This is a genomic window from Pseudomonas sp. R38(2017) (assembly GCF_002112395.1).
Taxonomy (GTDB): domain Bacteria; phylum Pseudomonadota; class Gammaproteobacteria; order Pseudomonadales; family Pseudomonadaceae; genus Aquipseudomonas.
Genome location: NZ_NEHN01000003.1, coordinates 288,766 through 311,215, shown reverse-complemented (window position 1 = coordinate 311,215; position 22,450 = coordinate 288,766). Strand labels below are relative to the sequence as shown.

General features: G+C 61.4%; 19 protein-coding genes. 15 read left to right on the top strand and 4 right to left on the bottom strand.

Annotated elements, in window-relative coordinates:
- The first annotated feature begins 55 nt into the window (after positions 1-55).
- The 13 genes from alg8 (at position 56) to CAF87_RS08150 (ending at position 16,372) form a co-directional block, all read left to right on the top strand.
- Complete coding sequence (gene alg8 / locus CAF87_RS08210) at positions 56-1,537, top strand: mannuronan synthase (protein ID WP_170929607.1); 1,482 nt, start codon at positions 56-58, stop codon at positions 1,535-1,537.
- Positions 1,538-1,572: 35 nt separating this feature from the next.
- Positions 1,573-2,742: an alginate biosynthesis protein Alg44 gene (locus CAF87_RS08205; protein WP_085729701.1), complete on the top strand. Its 1,170-nt coding sequence runs from the start codon at positions 1,573-1,575 to the stop codon at positions 2,740-2,742.
- A gap of 9 nt (positions 2,743-2,751) precedes the next feature.
- On the top strand, positions 2,752-4,158 hold the full coding sequence (gene algK, locus CAF87_RS08200; protein ID WP_085729700.1) for an alginate biosynthesis TPR repeat lipoprotein AlgK: 1,407 nt from the start codon (positions 2,752-2,754) through the stop codon (positions 4,156-4,158).
- Positions 4,155-5,636, top strand: coding sequence for an alginate export family protein (locus tag CAF87_RS08195; protein WP_085729699.1), 1,482 nt, complete (start codon positions 4,155-4,157; stop codon positions 5,634-5,636). The genes algK and CAF87_RS08195 overlap by 4 nt, the downstream gene beginning before the upstream one ends.
- Positions 5,637-5,662: 26 nt before the next feature.
- The gene (gene algG, locus CAF87_RS08190; protein ID WP_085729698.1) at positions 5,663-7,249 is read left to right on the top strand and encodes a mannuronan 5-epimerase AlgG; all 1,587 of its coding nucleotides are present in this window, start codon (positions 5,663-5,665) and stop codon (positions 7,247-7,249) included.
- A gap of 10 nt (positions 7,250-7,259) precedes the next feature.
- Positions 7,260-8,711: an alginate O-acetyltransferase gene (locus CAF87_RS08185; protein WP_085729697.1), complete on the top strand. Its 1,452-nt coding sequence runs from the start codon at positions 7,260-7,262 to the stop codon at positions 8,709-8,711.
- An 8-nt stretch (positions 8,712-8,719) separates the two neighbouring features.
- Positions 8,720-9,844, top strand: a complete 1,125-nt coding sequence (locus CAF87_RS08180) for a mannuronate-specific alginate lyase (protein WP_085729696.1) — start codon at positions 8,720-8,722, stop codon at positions 9,842-9,844.
- Positions 9,845-9,931: 87 nt separating this feature from the next.
- The gene (locus CAF87_RS08175) at positions 9,932-11,497 is read left to right on the top strand and encodes an MBOAT family protein (protein ID WP_085729695.1); all 1,566 of its coding nucleotides are present in this window, start codon (positions 9,932-9,934) and stop codon (positions 11,495-11,497) included.
- A gap of 10 nt (positions 11,498-11,507) precedes the next feature.
- The gene (locus CAF87_RS08170) at positions 11,508-12,683 is read left to right on the top strand and encodes an alginate O-acetyltransferase (protein WP_085729694.1); all 1,176 of its coding nucleotides are present in this window, start codon (positions 11,508-11,510) and stop codon (positions 12,681-12,683) included.
- A gap of 14 nt (positions 12,684-12,697) precedes the next feature.
- Positions 12,698-13,354 carry an alginate O-acetyltransferase AlgF gene (locus tag CAF87_RS08165; protein WP_085729693.1) on the top strand — a complete coding sequence of 219 codons (657 nt, stop codon included), beginning with the start codon at positions 12,698-12,700 and terminating at the stop codon, positions 13,352-13,354.
- A gap of 106 nt (positions 13,355-13,460) precedes the next feature.
- Positions 13,461-14,912, top strand: a complete 1,452-nt coding sequence (locus tag CAF87_RS08160; RefSeq protein WP_085729692.1) for a mannose-1-phosphate guanylyltransferase/mannose-6-phosphate isomerase — start codon at positions 13,461-13,463, stop codon at positions 14,910-14,912.
- A 136-nt stretch (positions 14,913-15,048) separates the two neighbouring features.
- Positions 15,049-15,513 (top strand): multidrug transporter, encoded by a 465-nt coding sequence (locus tag CAF87_RS08155; RefSeq protein WP_085729691.1) that lies wholly within the window; start codon positions 15,049-15,051, stop codon positions 15,511-15,513.
- Between the two features lie 34 nt (positions 15,514-15,547).
- The gene (locus CAF87_RS08150) at positions 15,548-16,372 is read left to right on the top strand and encodes an SDR family oxidoreductase (protein WP_085729690.1); all 825 of its coding nucleotides are present in this window, start codon (positions 15,548-15,550) and stop codon (positions 16,370-16,372) included.
- Between the two features lie 7 nt (positions 16,373-16,379).
- Here CAF87_RS08150 and CAF87_RS08145 read toward each other — a convergent pair whose 3' ends face one another.
- On the bottom strand, positions 16,380-17,261 hold the full coding sequence (locus CAF87_RS08145; protein ID WP_085729689.1) for a LysR family transcriptional regulator: 882 nt from the start codon (positions 17,259-17,261) through the stop codon (positions 16,380-16,382).
- Positions 17,262-17,370: 109 nt separating this feature from the next.
- Here CAF87_RS08145 and CAF87_RS08140 point away from each other — a divergent pair, with 109 nt between their 5' ends.
- Complete coding sequence (locus tag CAF87_RS08140) at positions 17,371-18,741, top strand: MFS transporter (protein WP_085729688.1); 1,371 nt, start codon at positions 17,371-17,373, stop codon at positions 18,739-18,741.
- On the top strand, positions 18,738-19,136 hold the full coding sequence (locus CAF87_RS08135; RefSeq protein ID WP_085729687.1) for a DUF4440 domain-containing protein: 399 nt from the start codon (positions 18,738-18,740) through the stop codon (positions 19,134-19,136). Before CAF87_RS08140 ends, CAF87_RS08135 begins: the two co-directional genes overlap by 4 nt.
- A gap of 44 nt (positions 19,137-19,180) precedes the next feature.
- Here CAF87_RS08135 and CAF87_RS08130 read toward each other — a convergent pair whose 3' ends face one another.
- The 3 genes from CAF87_RS08130 to CAF87_RS08120 are packed head-to-tail and all read right to left on the bottom strand — an operon-like array spanning position 19,181 to position 22,444.
- Positions 19,181-20,044, bottom strand: a complete 864-nt coding sequence (locus tag CAF87_RS08130; protein ID WP_085729686.1) for an HlyD family secretion protein — start codon at positions 20,042-20,044, stop codon at positions 19,181-19,183.
- A 17-nt stretch (positions 20,045-20,061) separates the two neighbouring features.
- Positions 20,062-20,262: a DUF1656 domain-containing protein gene (locus CAF87_RS08125; RefSeq protein WP_015096751.1), complete on the bottom strand. Its 201-nt coding sequence runs from the start codon at positions 20,260-20,262 to the stop codon at positions 20,062-20,064.
- Positions 20,252-22,444 carry an FUSC family protein gene (locus CAF87_RS08120; protein WP_085729685.1) on the bottom strand — a complete coding sequence of 731 codons (2,193 nt, stop codon included), beginning with the start codon at positions 22,442-22,444 and terminating at the stop codon, positions 20,252-20,254. Before CAF87_RS08120 ends, CAF87_RS08125 begins: the two co-directional genes overlap by 11 nt.
- Positions 22,445-22,450 lie beyond the last annotated feature (6 nt).

Genomic DNA, 22,450 nt, shown 5'->3' with positions numbered 1-22,450 from the left:
GCACGCCGTGAATCGGCAGGCGGCTTGAAGCCCCCATCACCTTCGGATGACGGTCATGTCCAAGCTCAAACATTTTTTTCTGCAATCCGCCGGCTGGCTTTTGTTTCTGAGCCTGCTGATGGGCCTGGCCCTGATGCTGCCTACGTCCACGTTCGACTCCGAGTCGAAGGACTTCATTTTCCTGATTGGCGCCGTGGGTATCTGGCGCTATTCGATGGGTGCCACGCACTTTGTGCGCGGCATGATTTTTCTCTACATCGTCTACCCACACCTGCGACGCAAAGTGCGCAAGCTGGGTAAATCGGCGGACCCGTCCCATGTGTTTCTGATGGTCACCAGTTTCCGCATCGACGCGTTGACCACCGCACAGGTCTACAGCTCGGTGATCCGCGAAGCCATCGACTGCGAACTGCCGACCACCGTGGTCTGCTCCATCGTCGAAATGTCCGATGAACTGCTGGTCAAGGCGCTGTGGACGCGGATGAATCCGCCAGAGCGCGTGAAGCTCGACTTCGTGCGCATTCCCGGCACCGGTAAACGCGACGGCCTGGCTTATGGTTTTCGCGCGATCTCCCGCCACCTGCCCGACGACCGCGCCGTGGTCGCCGTGATCGACGGCGACACCGTGCTCGGTGAAGGCACCGTGCGCAAGACCGTGCCGTGGTTCCAGCTGTTCGGCAACGTCGGCGGCCTGACCACCAACGAATTCTGTGAAGTGCGCGGCGGCTACATCATGAGCGAATGGCACAAGCTGCGTTTCGCCCAGCGCCACATCAACATGTGCTCGATGGCCCTGTCCAAGCGCGTGCTGACCATGACTGGGCGCATGTCGGTGTTCCGCGCCACCGTGGTCACCAACCCGGAATTTATCGCCGACGTCGAAAGCGACTCGCTGCAACACTGGCGTCTGGGCCGTTTCAAGTTTTTGACCGGCGACGACAAGTCGAGCTGGTTCAGCCTGATGCGCCTGGGCTACGACACCTTCTACGTGCCGGACGCCGCAATCAACACCGTTGAACACCCGCCGGAAAAAAGCTTCATCAAGGCCAGTCGCAAACTGATGTTTCGCTGGTACGGCAACAACCTGCGGCAGAACTCGCGAGCCCTGGGCCTGGGTGTGAAACGCCTCGGCGCCTTCACCTCGGTGGTGCTGTTCGACCAACGCGTATCGATGTGGACCTCACTGCTGGGCCTGACCGTCGCGATCATCGCCAGCTTCAAATACGGCGGCGCGTTCATCCTCGCGTACCTGCTGTGGATCGGCATCACCCGCATGATTCTGACACTGCTGCTGTCGTGCTCCGGCCACCGTATCGGCCCAGCCTACCCGGTGATTCTCTATTACAACCAGATCGTCGGCGCGCTGGTGAAGATCTACGTGTTCTTCCGCCTCGACCAACAATCCTGGACTCGCCAGCCCACTTCCCTGACCCGTGACCTCGCCAGCTTTCAACGTTGGTTCAACACCTGGTCGTCTCGGACCATGACCTTCTCCGCCGGCAGCATTTTCGTCGCCGTGCTGCTGATGATGGTCTGACCCGCCCCTCTTGAATTAACAAGGAAATCGCCCCTATGAATACCGCCGTCAACGCCAACGTAGTGCATGAATCCGAAGCCCAGCGCCAGCACGCCCGGGTGAAAATCCCGGCCAAGCTGCGATTCTTCGGTCCCGACCGGACACCGGTCGAAGCACGAGTCATCGATCTGTCTGCCGGTGGTCTGGCGTTCAATGCCGGTCAGTTGCCGCTGACCATTGGCGAGGTGCGCAAGGCACGTCTGCAATTCGTCATCGACAACCTCGGCATCGCCATGGACGTGGAACTGCAAGTGCGTTCCTACGATCGCCAGACCGGCCGCGCCGGCTGCCAGTTCCAGAACCTCGAACCGCAGGACATTTCCACCCTGCGCCACCTGATTACTTCGCACCTGGCCGGCGACATCGTCAGCATCGGCGAAGTGCTGGCGACCCTGCAGCGCGACAATTTCACCAAGGCGCGCAAAACCAAGGACAGCGGCCACGGCATGACCCCGTTCGGGCGCCTGAAAGCCGTGACCTTCAGCGCCGGCATTTTCGCGATCGGCCTCGTGGCAGCGGGTTTCGTTTTCAAATCGGTGTACAGCATGTACTTCGTCAGCCATGCCCAGGCCGGTCTGGTCAGCGTGCCGGGCATGAACATCACCATGCCGCGCGACGGCACCGTGCAGAGCCTGGTGAAGTCCGACGGCGTTGCCGCCAAAGGCGCACCGCTGGCGACTTTCAGCACCAGCATGCTCGACGTGCTCAAGGGCCATCTGGACGAAGATCAACTGCAACCGGCCAAGGTTGAAGAACTGTTCGGCAAGCAAATGACCGGCACCCTGACCTCGCCGTGCGATTGCACCGTTGCCCAGCAACTGGTGACTGACGGTCAGTACGCGAGCAAGGGCGACGTGATCTTCACCCTGGTACCACGCAACACCCAGGCCACCGTCGATGCACGCTTCTCCTATCGCCAGTTCGGCGACGTGCGCCCGGGTACACCGGTGAGCTTCCAGATTGCCGGCGAAGACAAGACCCGCACCGGCAAGATCGTCAGCAGCACCAGTCTGAAAAGCGCCGACCTGTCCTCCGACATCCGCGTACAGATCCAGCCCGACGAGCCGCTGGACAGCAGCTTCGCCGGCCGCCCGGTGGAAGTGAACAGCGACCGTGGTCCGAACCTGAACTGGTTGATCGACAAAGCCATGGCTGCCGGTCTTTAAGTCGAGGACATGCCCGTGACGAGCCCTATCAGAATCCTGCCGGTTCCGCTGACCCTGGCCATGGCAATTGCCCTGGCCGGTTGCGCCGGCCTGCCCGACCAACGTCTGGCCAACGAAGCGCTGAAGCGCGGTGACACCGCGACCGCCGCGCAGAACTACCGTGCGCTGGCCGATCTGGGTTACAGCGAAGCTCAGGTTGGTCTCGCCGACATCCAGGTCGACAGTCGCGACCCTGCGCAGATCAAACAGGCCGAGGCGACCTATCGCGCAGCCGCTGATGTGTCGCCGCGCGCCCAGGCCCGACTCGGTCGTTTGCTGGTGGCCAAGCCCGGCTCCACCGAAGCCGAGCATCACGAAGCCGAAACCCTGCTGAAGAAAGCCGCCGCCAATGGCGAAGGCAATACGTTGATCCCGCTGGCGATGCTGTACCTGCAATACCCGCACAGTTTCCCGAACATCAACGCCCAGCAGCAGATCGATCAGTGGCGCAAATCCGGTTACCCGGAAGCGGGTCTGGCGCAGGTGCTGCTGTATCGCACCCAGGGCACTTACGACCAGCATCTGGATGACGTGGAAAAGATCTGCAAGGCCGCGTTGCACACCACCGACATCTGCTACGTCGAACTGGCCACGGTCTATCAGAAACGTGCCCAACCGGACCAGCAGGCCGAGCTGATCAAGCAACTGCAGGCCGGTTACAGCCGTGGCAGCGTCACGGCCCAGCGCGTGGACTCCGTTGCCCGTGTGCTCGCCGATTCGACCCTCGGCAAGACCGACGAAAAGACTGCGCAATCGCTGCTCGAACCGATCGCTCCGGGCTACCCGGCCTCGTGGGTGACGCTGGCGCAACTGCTCTACGACTTCCCGGAACTGGGCGATGTCGATCAGATGATGAAGTACCTGGACAACGGCCGCGCCGCCGATCAGCCCCGCGCCGAGCTGTTGCTGGGCAAGCTCTACTACGAAGGCAAACTGGTGCCGGCCGACGCGAAAGTCGCCGAGGAGCATTTCCAGAAAGCCGTTGGCCGCGAAGTTGCCGCTGACTACTACCTCGGCCAGATCTACCGCCGCGGCTACCTGGGCAAGGTCTATCCGCAAAAGGCTCTCGACCATCTGCTGACCGCTGCGCGCAACGGCCAGAACAGCGCCGACTTCGCCATCGCCCAGCTGTTTTCCCAAGGCAAGGGCACCCGGCCTGACCCACTCAATGCCTATGTGTTCAGCCAGTTGGCCAAGGCCCAGAACACGCCGCAAGCCGATGAACTGGCGACCACCCTCGCGGCGCAATTGCCGCCTGAGCGCCTGGCCGAAGCCCAGCGCCTGTTGCAACAGGAACAGGCCAGCCGTGGTGCCCTGAATCAGAACACGCTGCAACTGCACGCCCTGCAAGAAGAAGACGGCGAGGAAAAATTATGAAGTTGAATCCATTCGTGAAGGCCGGCATTGGCCTTTCGTTCGCGCTGATCTGGTCTTGCCCGACACTGGCCGCGATCACTGAAACCAAGAACTTCGGCCTCGAAGTGAAAATCACCGGCCAGTCCGAAGACGACCGCGATCTCGGCACCGCGCCCGGTGGCGACGTCAACGGTGTCGGCCTGGATCTGCGCCCATGGATCTACGGCGAAAGCGGCGCGTGGAGTGCCTACGCCATGGGCCAGGCCGTGACCTCGACCGACATCATCGAGACCGACACCCTGCAACAGTCCGACGGTACCGAAACCACCGACAGCGGTGATCGCAAGACCAAGAAGAACTACCTGGCGATGCGCGAGTTCTGGGTCGGCTACAGCGGCCTGACGCCTTACCCCGGCGAAATCCTCAAGTTCGGTCGCCAGCGCCTGCGCAACGACGACGGCCAGTGGCGCGACACCAATATCGAAGCGCTGAACTGGACCTTCGACACCACCCTGCTGCGCGCCAACGCCGGTGTCGCCGAACGCTTCAGCGAATACCGCACCGACCTCAAGGAGCTGGCGCCGAAAGACAAGGATCGCCTGCATGCTTACGCCGATGCGGCGTATCAGTGGACACCGGGCAACTGGGTTGGCATTCGCGGCCATCACACCCACGATAACGGCAAACTCGATTACGCCGAACCGGGCGTGCCCCGCGACACCCTCGACAAAACCCAGAACGGCGACATCAGCTGGCTCGGCCTGACCGCCGACAGCGACGCCTACAACTGGCGCAACACCAACACCGTCAACTACTGGGGCAGCATCACCGGCATGAGCGGCGACCGCGACACGGTCAACCCGCTGAACGCCGATGGCAGCCGTCCGGCACAAGCCAAACGCAGCGAAGACATCAACGGCTGGGCCACCGACATCGGCGTGCGCCTGCGCCTCGATCCGCAATGGCAAGTCGGTGCGGCTTATGCCCGCGCCAGCGCCGATTACCAACAGAACGGCCTGGAAAGCAACCGCTCGAACTACACCGGTACGCGCTCGCGGGTGCACCGTTTCGGTGAAGCGTTCCGTGGCGAAATGAACAACATGCAGACCGCCACTTTGTTCGGTTCCTGGATGCTCAACGACCAGTACGACGCCAGCCTGATCTACCACAAGTTCTGGCGCGTGGACGGCAACAAACCGGTGGGCAGCAACGGCATCAACGCTGTGGAAAACAACACCGACGACGTGACCGGCGCAATCCTCTCCAGCACCTCGCTGCCCCTGCAGGACGGCAACAAGGATCTGGGCCAGGAAATGGATCTGGTGGTCACCAAGTACTTCAAGCAAGGCCTGCTGCCGGCGGCGTTGAGCCAGTCGATCGACGAGCCTTCGGCGCTGGTGCGTTTGCGTGGCGGCGTGTTCAAGCCGGGTGACGCCTATGGCAGCCAGGTCGATTCGTACATGCACCGCGCGTTCATCGACGTGATCTGGCGCTTCTGATGCAAACCGCGAAGGGAGTGCCCGACATGAACAACCCAAGGAAAGGCTCGCTCAGCCTGTTGGCCGGCGCGATGCTGCTGGCCTCGACTGGCGCCTTCGCCACGGTCGAACCGGCGGCCTCTCAGCCAGGCAAGCCGGTCACCATCGCCAAGGAGCTGCAACAGGCCAAGACCTACACCGTCAGCAGCGCACCAACTGAAGCGCTGGAGCTGGCCAAGCCGAAACTGCCCGACCTCTCCGGCTTCACCGCCGAGGCCGCTGCCGCGAAAATCGTGCGCAGCAAACCGGGCAAGATCAGCGTGCGCCGGATGATGCAGGAAGACGCCCTGAAGGACTTCATCGGCGGCGACAACAAGATGGCCGAATGGGTGGTGCGTCAGCACGGCATCCCGCAGGCGATCTTCGTCGACGACGGTTACATGAACCTGAAGGAGCTGGCGCAGAAACTGCCCAAGCAGTACTTCAGCGAAACCTCGCCGGGCGTGTACCTGGCCAAGTTGCCAATCGTCGTGGGCCGCAAAGGCATCCTCGAAATCGACGGCCAGACCCAGGAATTGCGCCTGTCCCAGGAGGCCGGTTCGTTCCTGGTCAACGACGGCCAGTTGTTCGTGCGTGACACCAAGGTCACCGGCTGGCGCGAGAAGGACAACGGTCCGGCGACCTTCCGTTCGCCGAAGGAATTCCGCCCGTTCCTGCTGGCCTGGGGCGGCACCGAGACCTACATCGTCAACAGCAAGATGGCCAGCTTCGGCTACGCCAACAGTAAGTCCTACGGCGTGAGTATTTCCCAGTACACACCGAACATGGCCAAGGTGCTCAAGCGTCCCGAGCCGACCGGCTGGATCGTCGGTTCCGAGTTCTCGGACATGTGGTACGGCTTCTACTGCTACGAGACCCGCGACTTCGTGGTCAAGGGCAACACCTACAAGGACAACATCGTCTACGGCATCGACCCCCACGACCGTTCCCACGGCCTGATCATTGCCGAGAACACCGTCCATGGGACGAAGAAGAAGCACGGGATCATCATTTCCCGTGAGGTGAACGACAGCTTCATCTTCAACAACAAGAGCTTCGACAACCACCTCTCCGGGCTGGTGATCGACCGTAACAGCGTGAACAACATCGTCGCCTATAACGAGATCTACAAGAACCACACCGATGGCATCACGCTCTACGAGTCCGCCGACAACCTGCTGTGGGGCAACAAAGTCATCAGCAACAAGCGCCACGGCATCCGCATTCGTAACAGCGTGAACATCCGCCTTTACGAAAATATCGCCATGGCCAACGGCCTGACCGGCGTCTACGGCCACATCAAGGACCTGACCGACACCGACCGCGACATCAAGCTCGACCCGTTCGACGCCCAGGTTTCGCTGATCGTGGTCGGCGGCGAACTGGCGGCCAACGGCAGCGGCCCGATGGCCATCGACTCGCCGCTGAGCGTCGAGCTGTACCGCGTGTCGATGCTGGCGCCGACCAAATCCAGCGGCATCAGCTTCAACGGCGTCCTTGGTGATCGCCAGGATGAAATTCTCGATCTGCTGGTGCGCCAGCAGAAAGCCGTGCTGATCGACCCCGTCGAACGCCAGACCGAAATGCGGGACTGAGGATAATTTTATGCACCCACACCTGATCAAATTACTCAGCCTGTCGGCCCTGACCGTGGGCATTCTGGCGGCCAGCAATGGCGCCCGCGCAGATGAAGTCCAGCCGCCGAAATTCACGGCCGAACCTTGCTGCAGCCTGTGCCCCGCCGCCCATGACGCAAAGAACTACACCACGCGTTACCAGCAGAACTTCACCACGCTGGTGCAGGCCCAGGGCGACTGGTTGTTCCGGACCCAGGAAGACCTGCGTACCGAGTTCAACACTACCCCGGCCGGCTACAAACGCCTGCAACAGTTGCACGATGCGTTCAAGGCCAAGGGCGTCGAACTGGTGATCGTTTACCAGCCAACCCGTGGCCTGGTGAACCGCAACAAGCTCAACCCGGCGGAAAAAGCCGCGTTCGATTACGAGAAAGCGCTGGGCAACTACAAGACCATGCTCGGCCGGTTCGCGCAGATGGGTTACGTGGTGCCGGATCTGTCGCCGCTGACCAACGAATCGCTGCCCGACACCCTGCCCGCCCACGACTTCTACTTCCGTGGCGACCAGCACTGGACGCCGTACGGTGCGCAGCGCACGGCGAAAATCGTCGCCGAGAAGGTCAAGCAGATTCCGGCCTTCGCCGACATTCCCAAGCGTGAATTCGAGACCAAACGTTCGGGGCGCATGGGCAAGACCGGCACCCTGCACAACATGGCCGGGCAATTGTGCGGTACCAGTTACGCGATCCAGTACATGGACCAGTTCACCACTGAGCCGAAAGGCGAAGCCGGTGACGGCGATCTGTTCGGCGATTCCGGGAATCCGCAGATCACCCTGGTCGGCACTTCGCATAGCGGCAAGAACTACAACTTCGCCGGCTTCCTCGAAGAAGCCATCGGCGCCGACATTCTCAACGTCGCCTTCCCCGGCGGCGGTCTGGAAGGATCGATGTTGCAGTACCTGGGCAGCGACGAATTCCAGAAGACGCCGCCGAAAATTCTCATCTGGGAATTCTCGCCGCTGTATCGCCTCGACCAGGAAACCATCTACCGCCAGATGATGGCGCTGCTGGATAACGGTTGCGAAGGCAAGGAAACCCAGATGTCCGCCAGCACCACGCTCAAGCCCGGCGGCAAACAGGAACTGCTGGTCAACAGCAAGAACCTGAACCTGCAGAACAGCGGCCATCAGGTCGACATCCGCTTCGCCGACCCCTCGGTGAAAAAACTGCAAGCCACCCTCTGGTACATGAACGGTCGCCACGAGGACATCAAGATCGAGAAACCGGAAACCTCCGACACCGACGGTCGTTTCGCCTTTGAGTTGCGCACGGACGAAGACTGGGCCTCGCAGAACCTGCTGGCCGTCGAAGTCCAGGGCCCGGATGCGGGCACCGCGCCACAGAAAGTCGAAGCGAAAATCTGCAAACGCAACGTATTCCCGGGCGCTGGGCAACAAACCGCTCAGGTCGGGCAATGAGGTCTGCCATGCGAAACCGAACGATCAAACATCTGCTTGCGCCATCCCTGCTGACCTTGGCGATATTCGCCGGGGCCACTCAGGCCGCCGCGCCACTGCGTCCGCCTCAGGGCTACTTCGCCGCCGTGGATAAATTCAAGACCGGCGACAAGAGCGAAGGCTGCGACGCGATGCCGACGCCGTACACCGGGCCGCTGCAATTTCGCAGCAAGTACGAAGGCTCGGACAAGGCCCGCGCGACGCTGAACGTGCAGTCGGAAAAAGCCTTCCGCGACACCACCAAAGACATCACCACCCTGGAGCGCGGCACCGCCAAGCGCGTCATGCAGTTCATGCGCGACGGTCGCCCGGAACAGCTCGATTGCACACTGAACTGGCTGGTTAATTGGGCCCGGGCGGATGCATTGATGTCGAAGGACTTCAACCACACCGGCAAGTCGATGCGCAAATGGGCGCTGGGCAGCATGGCCTCGTCGTACATTCGCCTGAAGTTCTCCAACTCCCATCCGCTGGCCCAGCACCAGCAGGAAGCGCAGTTGATCGAGGCCTGGTTCAGCAAATTGGCCGATCAGGTGGTCAGCGACTGGGACAACCTGCCGCTGGAAAAAACCAACAACCACTCGTACTGGGCCGCCTGGTCGGTAATGGCGACGTCCATCGCTACCAACCGCCGCGACCTGTTCGACTGGGCGGTCAAGGAATACAAGGTCGGCGCCAATCAGATCGACGCCGACGGCTACCTGCCGAACGAACTCAAGCGCCAGCAACGCGCCCTCGCCTACCACAACTACGCCCTGCCGCCGCTGGCGATGATTGCCAGTTTCGCCCAGGTCAATGGTGTGGATCTGCGTCAGGAAAACAATGGCGCGCTGAAACGCCTGGGTGACCGGGTGCTGGCCGGGGTGAAAGACCCGGATCAGTTCGAAGCAAAGAACGGCAAGAAACAGGACATGACCGATTTGAAAGAGGACATGAAATTCGCCTGGCTTGAGCCGTTCTGCACGCTCTACACCTGTTCGCCGGATGTGCTGGAGAAGAAGCACGGCATGCAGCCGTTCAAGACCTTCCGCCTCGGTGGAGATCTGACCAAGGTCTACGACCCCTCCCATGAGAAGGGCAACAAGGGCAGTTGATCGCTGATCGTTTCACCCCTCCAATTCCACGGGGGGGTTGGGGGGGCTTTGGCCCTTGACTGTTGGTTCAAACATGGAGAGATCGGGATGGTATTTTCATCCAACGTGTTCCTGTTTCTGTTCTTGCCGATCTTTCTCGGCTTGTACTACCTGAGCGGGCAACGCTATCGCAACCTGCTGCTGCTGATCGCCAGCTACGTGTTCTACGCGTGGTGGCGGGTGGACTTCCTGGCGCTGTTCGCCGGTGTCACGCTGTGGAACTACTGGATCGGCCTGAAAGTCGGCGCCGCCGGTGTGCGCACCAAACCGGCCCAGCGCTGGCTGCTGCTCGGCGTGGCGGTGGACCTGTGCATCCTCGGCTACTTCAAGTACGCCAACTTCGGCGTGGACAGCATCAACGCGATCATGACCTCGTTCGGTCTCGAGCCGTTCATCCTGACCCACGTGCTGTTGCCGATCGGGATCTCGTTCTACATCTTCGAGTCGATCAGCTACATCATCGACGTCTACCGTGGCGACACCCCGGCCACCCGCAACCTGATCGACTTCGCAGCGTTCGTGGCGATCTTCCCGCACCTGATCGCCGGTCCCGTGCTGCGTTTCCGTGACCTGGCAGACCAGTTCAACAACCGCACCCACACCCTCGACAAATTCTCCGAGGGCTGCACGCGGTTCATGCAGGGTTTCATCAAGAAGGTGTTCATCGCCGACACCCTGGCCGTGGTCGCCGACCATTGCTTCGCCCTACAGAACCCGACCACGGGCGATGCCTGGCTCGGCGCGTTGGCCTACACCGCGCAGCTGTATTTCGACTTCTCCGGTTACAGCGACATGGCCATCGGCCTGGGCCTGATGATGGGTTTCCGCTTCATGGAAAACTTCAAGCAGCCGTACATCAGCCAGTCGATCACCGAGTTCTGGCGCCGCTGGCACATCAGCTTGTCGACCTGGCTGCGTGACTACCTCTACATCACCCTCGGCGGCAATCGCAAAGGTACGCTGATGACCTATCGCAACCTGTTCCTGACCATGCTGCTCGGTGGTCTGTGGCACGGCGCGAACATCACCTACATCGTCTGGGGTGCGTGGCACGGCATGTGGCTGGCGATCGAGAAAATGCTCGGTCTCAACACTTCGCCGCGCAGCCTTAACCCGATCCGCTGGGCGCTGACTTTCCTGCTGGTGGTCATGGGCTGGGTGATCTTCCGCGCAGAAAACCTGCACGTTGCCGGTCGCATGTACGGCGCCATGTTCAGCTTCGGCGACTGGTCGCTGTCGGAACTCAACCAGGCCAGCCTCACCGGTCTGCAAGTCGCAACTCTGGTGGTGGCTTACGTGACGCTGGCGTTCTTCGGCCTGCGTGATCTGTACACCAACCAGCCTCCGGTAAAGACCAAACCTGCGGTCAACATCGAAAGCGACGGCCCTGCCGGTGCGCAACCGGGCCTGATCAAGGCAGCGCCTGGCGAAAACCCGGCGAACATCCACGAGCCTGGCTACACCGTCGGCGTCGACGCCCAGGTGCAACCGGCGTACCGGACGGCGGACTGGTCGCGCTACGTGATGCGCGGGCTGATCCTGCTGCTGTTCATCGCCTCGATTCTCAAACTCTCGGCGCAAAGCTTCTCGCCGTTCCTTTACTTCCAGTTCTGAGGGATCTGACATGACCCGCTCATTACGCATCTTCTATATCGCGCTGTTTCTGGTGACCCTGCTGGTGCTTGGTCTGTGGTCGGTGCGCAGCTTCTTCGGCTTCAGCACCAACGCCGATGCGACGGTGCTCAACGGCCGCTGGACCAAAGCCGTGGAAACCCACTACGACGATGAATTCCCGATCAAGCGCCTGGGCACCAATCTTTGGGCCGCGCTGGATTTCAAACTGTTCAACGAAGGTCGTCCGGGCGTGGTGCTCGGTCGCGATCAGTGGTTGTACAGCGATGAGGAATTCAACCCGATCGTCAACGAAGAGCTGAACCTTCAAGGCAACTATGCGCTGGTCGAAGGCGTGCGCCAGACCCTGAAAGAGAAAGGCGTGAAACTGGTGATGGCGATCGTCCCGGCCAAGGTCCGCCTGTACCCGGAACACTTGGGTGAAGTGAAACCGGCGAGCATCCACGCCAACCTGTATCAGGACTTCCATGCCCGTGTCGCGGCGGACAAGATCCTCGCCCCCGACCTGCTCGGTCCGCTGCAAAAAGCCAAGCAGAACGGTCAGCAAGTGTTCTTGCGCACGGACACCCACTGGACCCCGGAAGGCGCGGAAATCGCCGCCAACACCCTGGCCAAGACCATCGCCGACAAGTTCCCGCTCAGCGGCGAGCCGCAGCGCTTCGTCACTACCCCGACGGAGAAGGTCACGCACAAGGGCGACCTGCGTCTGTTCCTCCCGCTGGATCCGCTGTTCGAAAACCTGATGCCGGCCAAAGAGCCGCTGCAAAAGCGCAACACCGTGGCCGCCACCGAGCAGCCTGCCGGTGACGATGCCCTTTTCGCCAACAGTGAAGTGCCAGTCGCGCTGATCGGCACCAGCTACAGCGCCAACCCCAACTGGAACTTCGTCGGTGCGCTCAAGCAAGCGCTGCACAGCGACGTCGTCAACTACGCCGAAGACGGCCACGGCCCGATCCTGCCGATGCTCAGCTACCTGAAAAGCGATGACTTCAAGAACAGCCCGCCACAGGTGCTGATCTGGGAGTTTCCTGAACGATATCTGCCTGTGAACAACGAAATCGGCGACGCCGACCCGCAGTGGGTCGCAGAGCTTAAACAAGCCGGCGCGCGCCAACAAAACGTAGCAATAAACACTAAATCCGAGACGCCCGATCGGGCGCAAAACTGAAAGAGAGGTACACCATGACTTTCACTACAACTCCTCGTCGTCTCGCCAAACGCATTGCTCTGGTTGCGGGTCTGAGCGTGCTGTCGGTCCAGGCGTTCGCCGGTGGCGACGCTGCGCTCTACGGCCCGACCGCACCGAAAGGCTCGACCTTCGTACGCATCTACAACGCCAGCAACGCTGAAGTCAGCGCCACCATTGGCAGCACCAATCTGAGCGACGTCGCGCCGCTGGCCAGCAGCGACTTCAGTTTCATGCCGGGCGGCGACTACAGCGCCAAGGTCGGCAGCCAGACCCTGCCGGTGAAACTCGCCGGTGACCATTACTACACCCTGGTCAACAACGCCTCCGGCGCGCCGCAACTGATCGAAGAACCGCCGTTCAAGAACAAACAGAAATCCCTGGTGCGCGTGCAGAACCTCAGCGACAAGCCGCTGACCCTGAAGACCGCCGACGGCAAGACTGATGTGGTGCCGAACGTGGCCGCCAAGGGCCGTGGCGAACGTGAAATCAACCCGGTGAAAGTCAGCCTGGCGCTGTACGACGGCGCAACGAAAGTCGGCGACGTGAAACCGGTCGCCCTGGAGCGCGGTGAAGCCGCGGTGCTGTACGTCACCGGCAACGGCAGCAACCTGTCGCCGGTCTGGGTGAAACGCCCGGTATCGACCCGCTAAGCACATGAAACCGGGCAGCCGTCGCTGCCCGGTACGGAATAACAACAAGAGTGAAACGACACAACGTTCGTGGCTCTGACCCAATCGACTTTATGGAGTAAACAATATGATTCCGGTGATCTTGTCAGGTGGTAGCGGTTCACGTCTTTGGCCGCTTTCGCGCAAGCAGTTTCCCAAGCAATTCCTCGCTCTTACCGGCGAACACACGCTGTTCCAGCAAACCCTCGAGCGTCTGGTGTTCGAAGGCATGGACACCCCGATCGTGGTCTGCAACAAGGATCACCGCTTTATCGTCAACGAACAGTTGGCCAACCTCAATCTCGAAACCCAGCGGATCCTGATGGAACCGTTCGGTCGCAACACCGCACCGGCCGTGGCGCTCACCGCGATGATGCTGGTCAATGAAGGTCGCGACGAATTGATGCTGGTACTGCCGGCCGACCACGTTCTCGAAGACCAGAAAGCCCTGCAACGTGCGCTGGCCCTGGCCACCGTGGCGGCAGAAAACGGCGAGATGGTGCTGTTCGGCGTGCCCGCCACCAAACCGGAAACCGGTTACGGCTACATCAAGTCCACTGGCGATTCGCTGTTGCCGGAAGGCGTCAGCCGCGTCTCGCACTTCGTGGAAAAACCCGACGTCAAACGCGCCACCGAATACGTCGAGTCCGGCGGTTACTACTGGAACAGCGGCATGTTCCTGTTTCGCGCCAGCCGCTTCCTCGAAGAGCTGAAAAAACACGATCCGGACATCTACGACACCTGCCTGCTGACCCTCGAGCGCAGCACTCAGGACCCGGACACCATCACCCTCGACGAAGCCACCTTCGCCTGCTGCCCGGACAACTCCATCGACTATTCCGTGATGGAAAAAACCCAGCGCGCCTGCGTGGTGCCGCTGACTGCCGGCTGGAGCGATGTCGGTTGCTGGTCGTCGCTGTGGGAAGTCAACGAGAAGGACGCCAATGGCAACGTCAGCAAAGGCGATGTGGTCATCCAGGACAGCAAGAACTGCATGATCCACGGCAACGGCAAACTGGTGTCGGTGATCGGTCTGGAAAACATCGTCGTGGTCGAAACCAAGGACGCCATGATGATTGCCCACAAGGACAAGGTCCAAGGCGTCAAGCAGATGGTCAACACCCTCAACGAGCAGGGCCGCAGCGAAACCCAGAACCACTGCGAGGTCTACCGTCCGTGGGGCTCTTACGACTCGGTGGACATGGGCGGCCGCTTCCAGGTCAAGCACATCTCGGTCAAACCGGGCGCATGCCTGTCGCTGCAGATGCACCACCACCGCGCCGAACACTGGATCGTGGTCAGCGGCACCGCCGAAGTGACCTGCGACGAGAACGTGTTTCTGCTCACTGAAAACCAGTCGACCTACATCCCGATCGCCTCGGTCCATCGCCTGCGCAATCCGGGCAAGATCCCGCTGGAAATCATCGAAGTGCAGTCGGGTTCGTACCTGGGTGAAGACGATATCGAGCGCTTCGAAGATATCTACGGTCGCTCGACCCCGATCGAACGCGGCGTGTCGGTGAAAACCATCGCGCAGTGATCGCTCTGTAATTAAAAGCCCCCGTCCAGCCCGCTGCGTCCCCTATCCGCAGCAGGCTGGGCGGGGGCTTTTTTTTTCGCCAACCTCGTCCAGGCTTAGGTAGGATGAACCTTCCCTGCCCACGAGGTTTCGCGACATGTTCATCGGTGTCTTGCTGGTCATCACCTGGCTGATCCTGCTGTTGCGCTATCCGGCCAAGGCCTTGCCGGTGTCCATGGCGGCCGCGGTCGGCCTCGGGCTGGTGGCGATGTGGGTGGTGTGGCTGGACAACCGCGAGATAAAACAACTGGCGCGGCTTGAGTTGCGCATCACGTACGCACCTGAGAAATGCCCGGCGGACCGTCCGCTGCAATTGAAGATGAACAACGGCAACGACGTGCCTTTGACCGAACTGCGCTGGCGCATCGCAGCGTACGCGCCGGGCGACACGGTGAATCTGGCCGACAATCAATACGCCGCCCCACGCTATCGCGGCCCCGGCGAACTGCAGGCCGGTGGCAACTGGGAAGACTGCTTGCCGATGCCGCCGCTGCGTCCCGGTTATCGCCCGCAAACTCTGGAGTTTCGCGCCGAGCGATTGCAGGGTAGTTTCTCCGACTGATCCCCTCCCCACTCTTTTGCACAAGGAATGCGCCATGCCCCTTGCGTTGATTACCGGTTGTTCCAGCGGCATCGGCCGCGCCCTCGCCGATGCCTTCAAAAGCGCCGGCTACGAGGTCTGGGCCAGTGCACGCAAGGCTGAAGATGTCGCGGCACTCGCAGCTGCCGGGTTCACGGCGGTGCAGCTCGACGTCAATGACAACGTCGCGCTGGAACAACTCGCCGAGCGAATCAATCAGCAACACGGCGGCCTCGACGTGCTCATCAACAATGCCGGTTACGGCGCCATGGGGCCGCTGCTCGACGGCGGTGTTCCGGCCATGCAGCGCCAGTTCGAGACCAACGTGTTTTCAGTTGTCGGCGTGACCCGTGCGCTGTTCCCGGTGCTGCGCCGGGCCAAGGGATTGGTGGTGAATGTCGGCAGTGTTTCCGGGGTGCTGGTGACGCCATTTGCCGGCGCGTATTGCGCGTCGAAAGCGGCGGTGCATGCGCTGAGCGACGCTTTACGCATGGAACTGGCGCCGTTCGGGATTCGCGTGATGGAAGTGCAGCCGGGGGCGATTCAATCGAGCTTCGCCAAGAATGCCGGGCATGAAGCCGAACAACTGATCAACGAACAATCGCCGTGGTTTCCACTGCGCGAAGGCATCCGGGCGCGGGCCAAGGCGTCCCAGGACAAACCAACGCCGGCCAGCGACTTTGCCGCCGAGTTGCTCAAGGCTGTGCAGCAAAGCAAGCCGCCACGGCTGATCCGCATCGGCAATGGCAGCCGGGCGTTGCCGTTGCTGGCGACGCTGTTGCCGAAAGGGTTGTTGGAATCGACGTTGATGAAGCGCTTCGGCTTGCGTGGGCAACTCTGAGATCGAGTCAGCCCCACCCTTTCATGAAATCAATGAACGCCCGCACCTTCAGCGGCAGGTGCCGGGTGTCCGGATACAGCGCATACACGCCTTGTTGGGCGAAGCGGAAATCCGGCAACAAGCGCTGTAACCGCCCGGCGTCCAGGTCTTCCTGAATCAACCACTGCGGCAGAATCGCCACGCCTTGCCCGGTCAGTGCAAACGCACGCAGGGTCGCGGAATTGTCGGCGACGATAGCGGTGGTTCCCGGTTTTGGCTGGTAGATATGCTCGGTGCCGGCCGGGTCGTTGACCGTCATTTCCGGCACACGCCCATGTCCCAGCGTTGGCATCGACTCCAGCACCGCCAGCGTGTTGACCGGCGAAAATCGCTCAACCAACCCCGGCGCCGCCACGGCAAACACTTCGAACGTCGACAACCGCACCGCGCGAAGATTGGAGTCGTGCATGCGTCCCAGGCGGATCGCCATGTCAAAGCGTTCGGAGATCAGATCGGCGTGGGTCGAGGACGTGGACAAGTGAATGTTCAGTTGCGGCTGCTGTTGTCGAAACACTTCCAGCGCCGGCACCACTTGAGCCAGCGCGAACTCCACGGTCGTGGTGATGCGCAATGTGCCCTTGAGCTGCGAGTGCTCCGAACGTGCTTCCTCGATGGCCAGCCGCGCTTCGTCCAGCGTGCGCAGACAGCGTCGGTAAAAACGCTCACCAGCATCGGTCAGGGCCAGTTGCCGAGTGTTGCGAGTGAGCAAGGTGACGCCCAGCTCTTCTTCCAACCGCTTGAGGTTGAAGCTCACTACCGCCCGTGTCTGCCCCAGCGTATCGGCGGCGGCGGTCAGCGAGCCAGCCTCGACCACGGCTTTGAAGGTATCGAATCGATCCAGACTGACCATGTTCCCTACGCTCACTGTCAAAATAATTTTGACAAACTAGCAGCCAAACCAGCGTATTTCTATCGCCGCCAGCGCCCTACCCTGCACGCTTCATCACAGGGAAGCTGCCATGGCCTATCGCTCGAAAGTCGCGCTGGTGTATCTGTTGGGGTTCGCCCTCGACCTGCTGAACATGTTCGCCGCCAGCATTGCCTACCCGGACATTGCCGCGCAATTGCAGGCCTCGGTGACGCAACTGGCGTGGATCACCAACGCCTACATGCTCGGGCTGACGCTGATCATTCCGATGAGCGTGTGGCTGGCGGTAAGGATCGGCGAGCGGCGGCTGATCCTCGGTTCGTTGCTGATGTTCGGGATCGCCTCCGGGCTCGTCGCTCAGGCGAGTTCGATTGAAAGCCTGATCGGCTGGCGACTGCTGCAAGGGCTGGGTGGCGGGTTGTTGCTGCCGGTCGGTCAGGCGCTGGCTTATCGAGAGTTTCCAGCGACACAGCGCGCGCATTTCACCGGTGTGGTTTTGCTGGTAGCGCTGATGGTGCCGGCCCTGTCACCGGCGGCGGGCGGTTTGATCGTAGAAGCGTTGTCGTGGCGCTGGATTTTCTACCTGAACCTGCCGGTGGCCCTCTTGGCTTTCGGATTGGGCCTGCTCTGGTTGAAAGCGGATCAAATAACGAGCGAACGCCCGGCACTGGACGCACGTGGCCTTCTGTTGGCCGTGTCGACCCTGAGTCTGTTGTTGATGGCCGTCAGTCTGGCGAGCGCCCCCGAAACCCGTCGACTCGCGGGCGGTGTCCTTTTGCTCAGCGCCATAACCCTGTGGATATACCTGCGTGATGGCTGGGACAAACCCGGGGCGGTCCTTGACCTGCAACTCATCAAGAACCCCTCGTTACGCCTGGCGATGCTGATCTATCTGTTCGTGCCCGGCATCTTTACCGGCACCAACATGATCGCCGTGTTGTATCTGCACGATCTCGGTTTCGGTGCAGCACACACCGGAGCGCTGATGCTGTCCTGGGCGGCGGCTTCAGGCGTGGCGATCATGTTGGGCAAACGCAGCTTCAACCGGATCGGCCCCAAGCCGTTGCTGATCGCCGGGATGCTGCTGCAATGCCTGGGCATTGTCGTGCTGATGCAGATCGACCAACCCGCCAGCAGCCCGTTGATCCTTGCCTATGCCCTGATGGGACTGGGCGGCAGTCTGTGCAGCGTCACCGCGCAGACCCTGGCGTTTGTCGGCATCACGCCAGACAAAATGGGCCACTCCAGCGCCCTGTGGAACATCAACCGTCAGCTCGGTTTCTGCCTCGGCGCGGCGCTGCTCAGCTCATTGCTGGGCGCACTGGGCCCCAACGGTTTCAAATACTGCTTTCTCGCCGCCGCGTTGCTGACGCTGTTGCCGATGGTCGCCGTGCTGCGTTTTGACTCCACGAAAGTGCTCGCCCTGCTGAACTCACCTCCCCTTCAGGAAACATCCACATGACTGACTACACCGACTACTTTGACGAAGTGATCCAGGCCCACGAGGCCATCGAACGATGGTTTGCGGTGGAGGAAGAAGAAGCTGCGCTGGAACGATTGCTGACACGTTTTTCGCCACGGTTTTCCATGGTGACGCCGCTGGGACGTGTGCTGGATTTCGAGGCGTTGCGTGCGCTGTTTCAAATGGCGGGCGGGAAGAAGAGCGGGTTCAGGATCGAACTCGACGAGCTTCAAGGGATTGCCTTGCATGAACACGGTGCAACGGTGAGTTACCGCGAGCAGCAGACCGACGCAAGTGGATTGCACACGGATCGGCGTTCAACCGTGGTGTTTGAAAAAACCGAATCCGGACGGGTGATCTGGCGGCATCTGCATGAGACGTTTTACCAAGACTGACACCGCCCGGTCATGGCGAGGGAGCCTGCCCCCTCGCCAACGAATTACTCGACAGTTTCCTGTTTCACAACAACGGTGCAGGTAATCCCCGCCGCCAGCAGCACACCCTCCGGCACTTCATCGATGTGAATCCGCACCGGCACCCGTTGCGCCAGGCGCACCCAGTTGAACGTCGGGTTCACGTCGGCGATCAGCTCGCGGCTTTCCGGGTTGTCACGGTCGTAGATGCCGCGGGAAATGCTCTCCACGTGGCCCTTAAGGACTTCGCCGCTCATCAGCTGCATGTCAGCTTTATCACCGACCCGCACGTGAGGCAGTTTGGTTTCTTCGAAAAATCCGTAGACCCAAAAAGAATTCATGTCGACCACGGCCATTTTCGCTTCGCCGATACGGGCGTAGTCGCCGCGATGAACGTTGAGGTTGGTCACGTAGCCGTCCACCGCCGCCCGCACTTCGGTGCGTTTGAGGTTGAGTTCAGCGGCTTCCAGTTGCGCCTGGGCCTGTTGGTAATCGGCCAGTGCGGAGTCGGCGATGTTGCTGGCGTCGTCGCGGTTTTCCTTGGAGATCACCAGATTGTCGAGGTCGGCGCGGCGATGGGCGTTGACCTTGCGCATCTCCCAGGTGGCCTTGCGCGAAGCCACCAGTGACTGCGCCTGTTTCACCGCGAGGCGGTAATGCTCGGGGTCGATCTGCATCAGCAGATCACCTTTCTTCACCAACTGATTGTCGCGTACCGGCACATCCACCACTTCACCGGTGACGTCGGCGGCGACGTTGATGATGTCGGCGCGCACCCGACCGTCGCGGGTCCACGGGGTGTTCATGTAGTGCTCCCACAACGTGCGGCCGATCCACAGCGCCAGGGCCAGCACCAGCAGGGTCGCGAGCAGGCTGAAAAACTTTTTCATCGGGACAATTCTCAGACTCAACGGTAGACAGTCAGCGCCATCGCGCCGAACAGACAGGTAAACAGGCTCAGGCGCAGCAGCGCCGGGTGCCAGAAGAAGCGGTACAGATCGAACCCCGAGAGGAACCGGTCCAGCGCCCAGGCCAGTGCCGCGGCGATGAAAAACATCAGGGTCATGGTCGGCATGTACACGCCGTGGAAGGCGATTTCACGAGGCATGGGCAAGTCCTTCGGGCTTGGCGATGGCGTAGGCAGCAAGGGGCGATTGCGGGTCGAGCAATGAGGTGCGGATGAAATGCAGGTAGCTTTTCACCCGCCGCAGGGCCGAGGTATCGAAGTGCGGCGCGAACGGTTCGTCAGTGGCGGCAACCCGGCTGATCGCGTGATCGACCGCCACCAGCGCACGTTCCAGATTGCTCGAATTCGGTTGCAGGAACAGGCGCACCAGCGAGCGCCCCATGACCCGGATTGCCTGGCGCCATGGCTGCGATTCGGCATAGGCCGGATGCACCGGCAGGATCGCCTGTTCCTTGCGCAGCTCGATGATCGCGTGGCCGACTTCCAGCACCACGAACATCCAGCGCAGCAGGTTTTTCTGCACCAGCGGCTGACCGGCCGCCAGACCGTAAGCCTGATGCATCAAGTCGCGGGTACGGCTTTCGAAACTCGACGCCAACCCCTTGAGTTTGCCGCTGATCGCGTACACCACTTGCCCGCGCAAATCCTGTTCCAGACGCTGCCACAACCAGCGGCTGTTCGGCGGCAGAATGATCGCCCCCGCCGCCGCGCAGACCAGCATGCCCATGACCATGGCGATGTAGTCGTTGATGAAGGTGTAGGGGTTGTAGATGGTCAGGTTGTCCGGCACCGAACCGGTGCTGAAAAAGATCAGCAAGCCAAGACCGACACCGGCGTATTGCGGCCGCGAAGTGAGGAACGAGCCGAGCACGATCACCGGCGCAAGCATCACGCACAGCAGCGGGAAACCATCGATCCACGGGAAGATGAAAAACATTTCGACGAAGCCGATCAGCGCCCCGAGGAACGTGCCGCACGCCATTTGAAACGCCATGCGTTTCGGGTTCGGCGTGGCGGCGGAAAGGCCCACGGTGGCGGCAGCGATCAGGGTCATGGTCGCGCCGCTCGGCCACGCGGTGGCGACCCAGTAACTGCCGAGCACGACCAGAATGAACGCGGCACGAATCCCCGAAGCCGCTGCGGCCCACCAACTGGTCTGCGGGGTGAACGGCTCGTCCCAGCGCTCGCGTTCGTGGCTGTGATCGGCCAGCGAAGCGTGGGTCTGTGCATAACTGTGCAGGTCATCGACGAAGCGATAAAGCAGTTCATACGCCGTGTGGAAATCCAGCAGCTCGGCGTCGCTCGGATCGCTCTCCTGGAAGGCCGCCCGCAGACTGCGCACCCGCGTCGGCAAGCCTTCCTTGTAAGCCGTCAGCGCCAGCACCAGACGCGCCGCATCCGGGCTGGTCAGGGCGCGACCGCTGAAACCGTCGAGTACTTCGGCCAGATCCTGCAGACCCGGTTTGATCGCCGCTTCCACATGATCGGCACCGTTGCGGCGCAAGCGTTCGAGCAACTGATGCAAGGCGTTGAAACGGGTGGTGACGCCCATGAACTCGCTGTTCAGGCGACTGAGGCGACCGTTGCGCCGACGCATGTGCGGGTCTTCGAACACGGTCACGCTGCGCAGCCCTTCCAGCCCCACCGCTTCGGCGATAAAGCGCACGTTGCTGGCCTCAAACGACTCCGGCTTGCTGCGCCCGCGCAAGCCGTCGGTGACGAACAGGGCGAACACGCCGAAGCGCTGATACAAGGCGTTGCGCATCGCCGCGCTGGCGGTTTGCGGCAGGATCGCGGCGCTGACCAGCGTCGAGCAGAGAATCCCCAGCGAAATCTCCAACACCCGCCACACCGCTGCCATGAACGCGCCATCGGGATGGGCGAGCGCCGGCAGGCCGACCATCGCCGCCGTATACCCGGCCAGCACAAAACCGTAGGCGCGGAAGTTGCGGCAACGGGCGGCGCCGGCCGAGCAGATACCGACCCAGATCGCCAGCGAGCCAAGGAACAGTTCAGTGTTCTGGGCGAACAGCGAAATCAGCGTGACCATCATCGCCGACCCAGCCAGGGTGCCGAGGAAACGGTAGAAGCTCTTGGCGAACACCTGACCGCTCTGCGGCTGCATGACGATGAACACGGTGATCATCGCCGTGCGCGGTTGCGGCAGTTCCAGGCGCATCGCCAGCCACAGGGTCAGGAATGCGGCAATCAACACCTTGAAGATGTAGACCCAGGTCACGCCGTCGCTGCGCGCCCAGTCGAAAAAGCCCCGGCGCCATTCCAGGGAGTAGAGCCAGCGCAAAGGTGCGGGCAAGGGAGTCATTAAGGC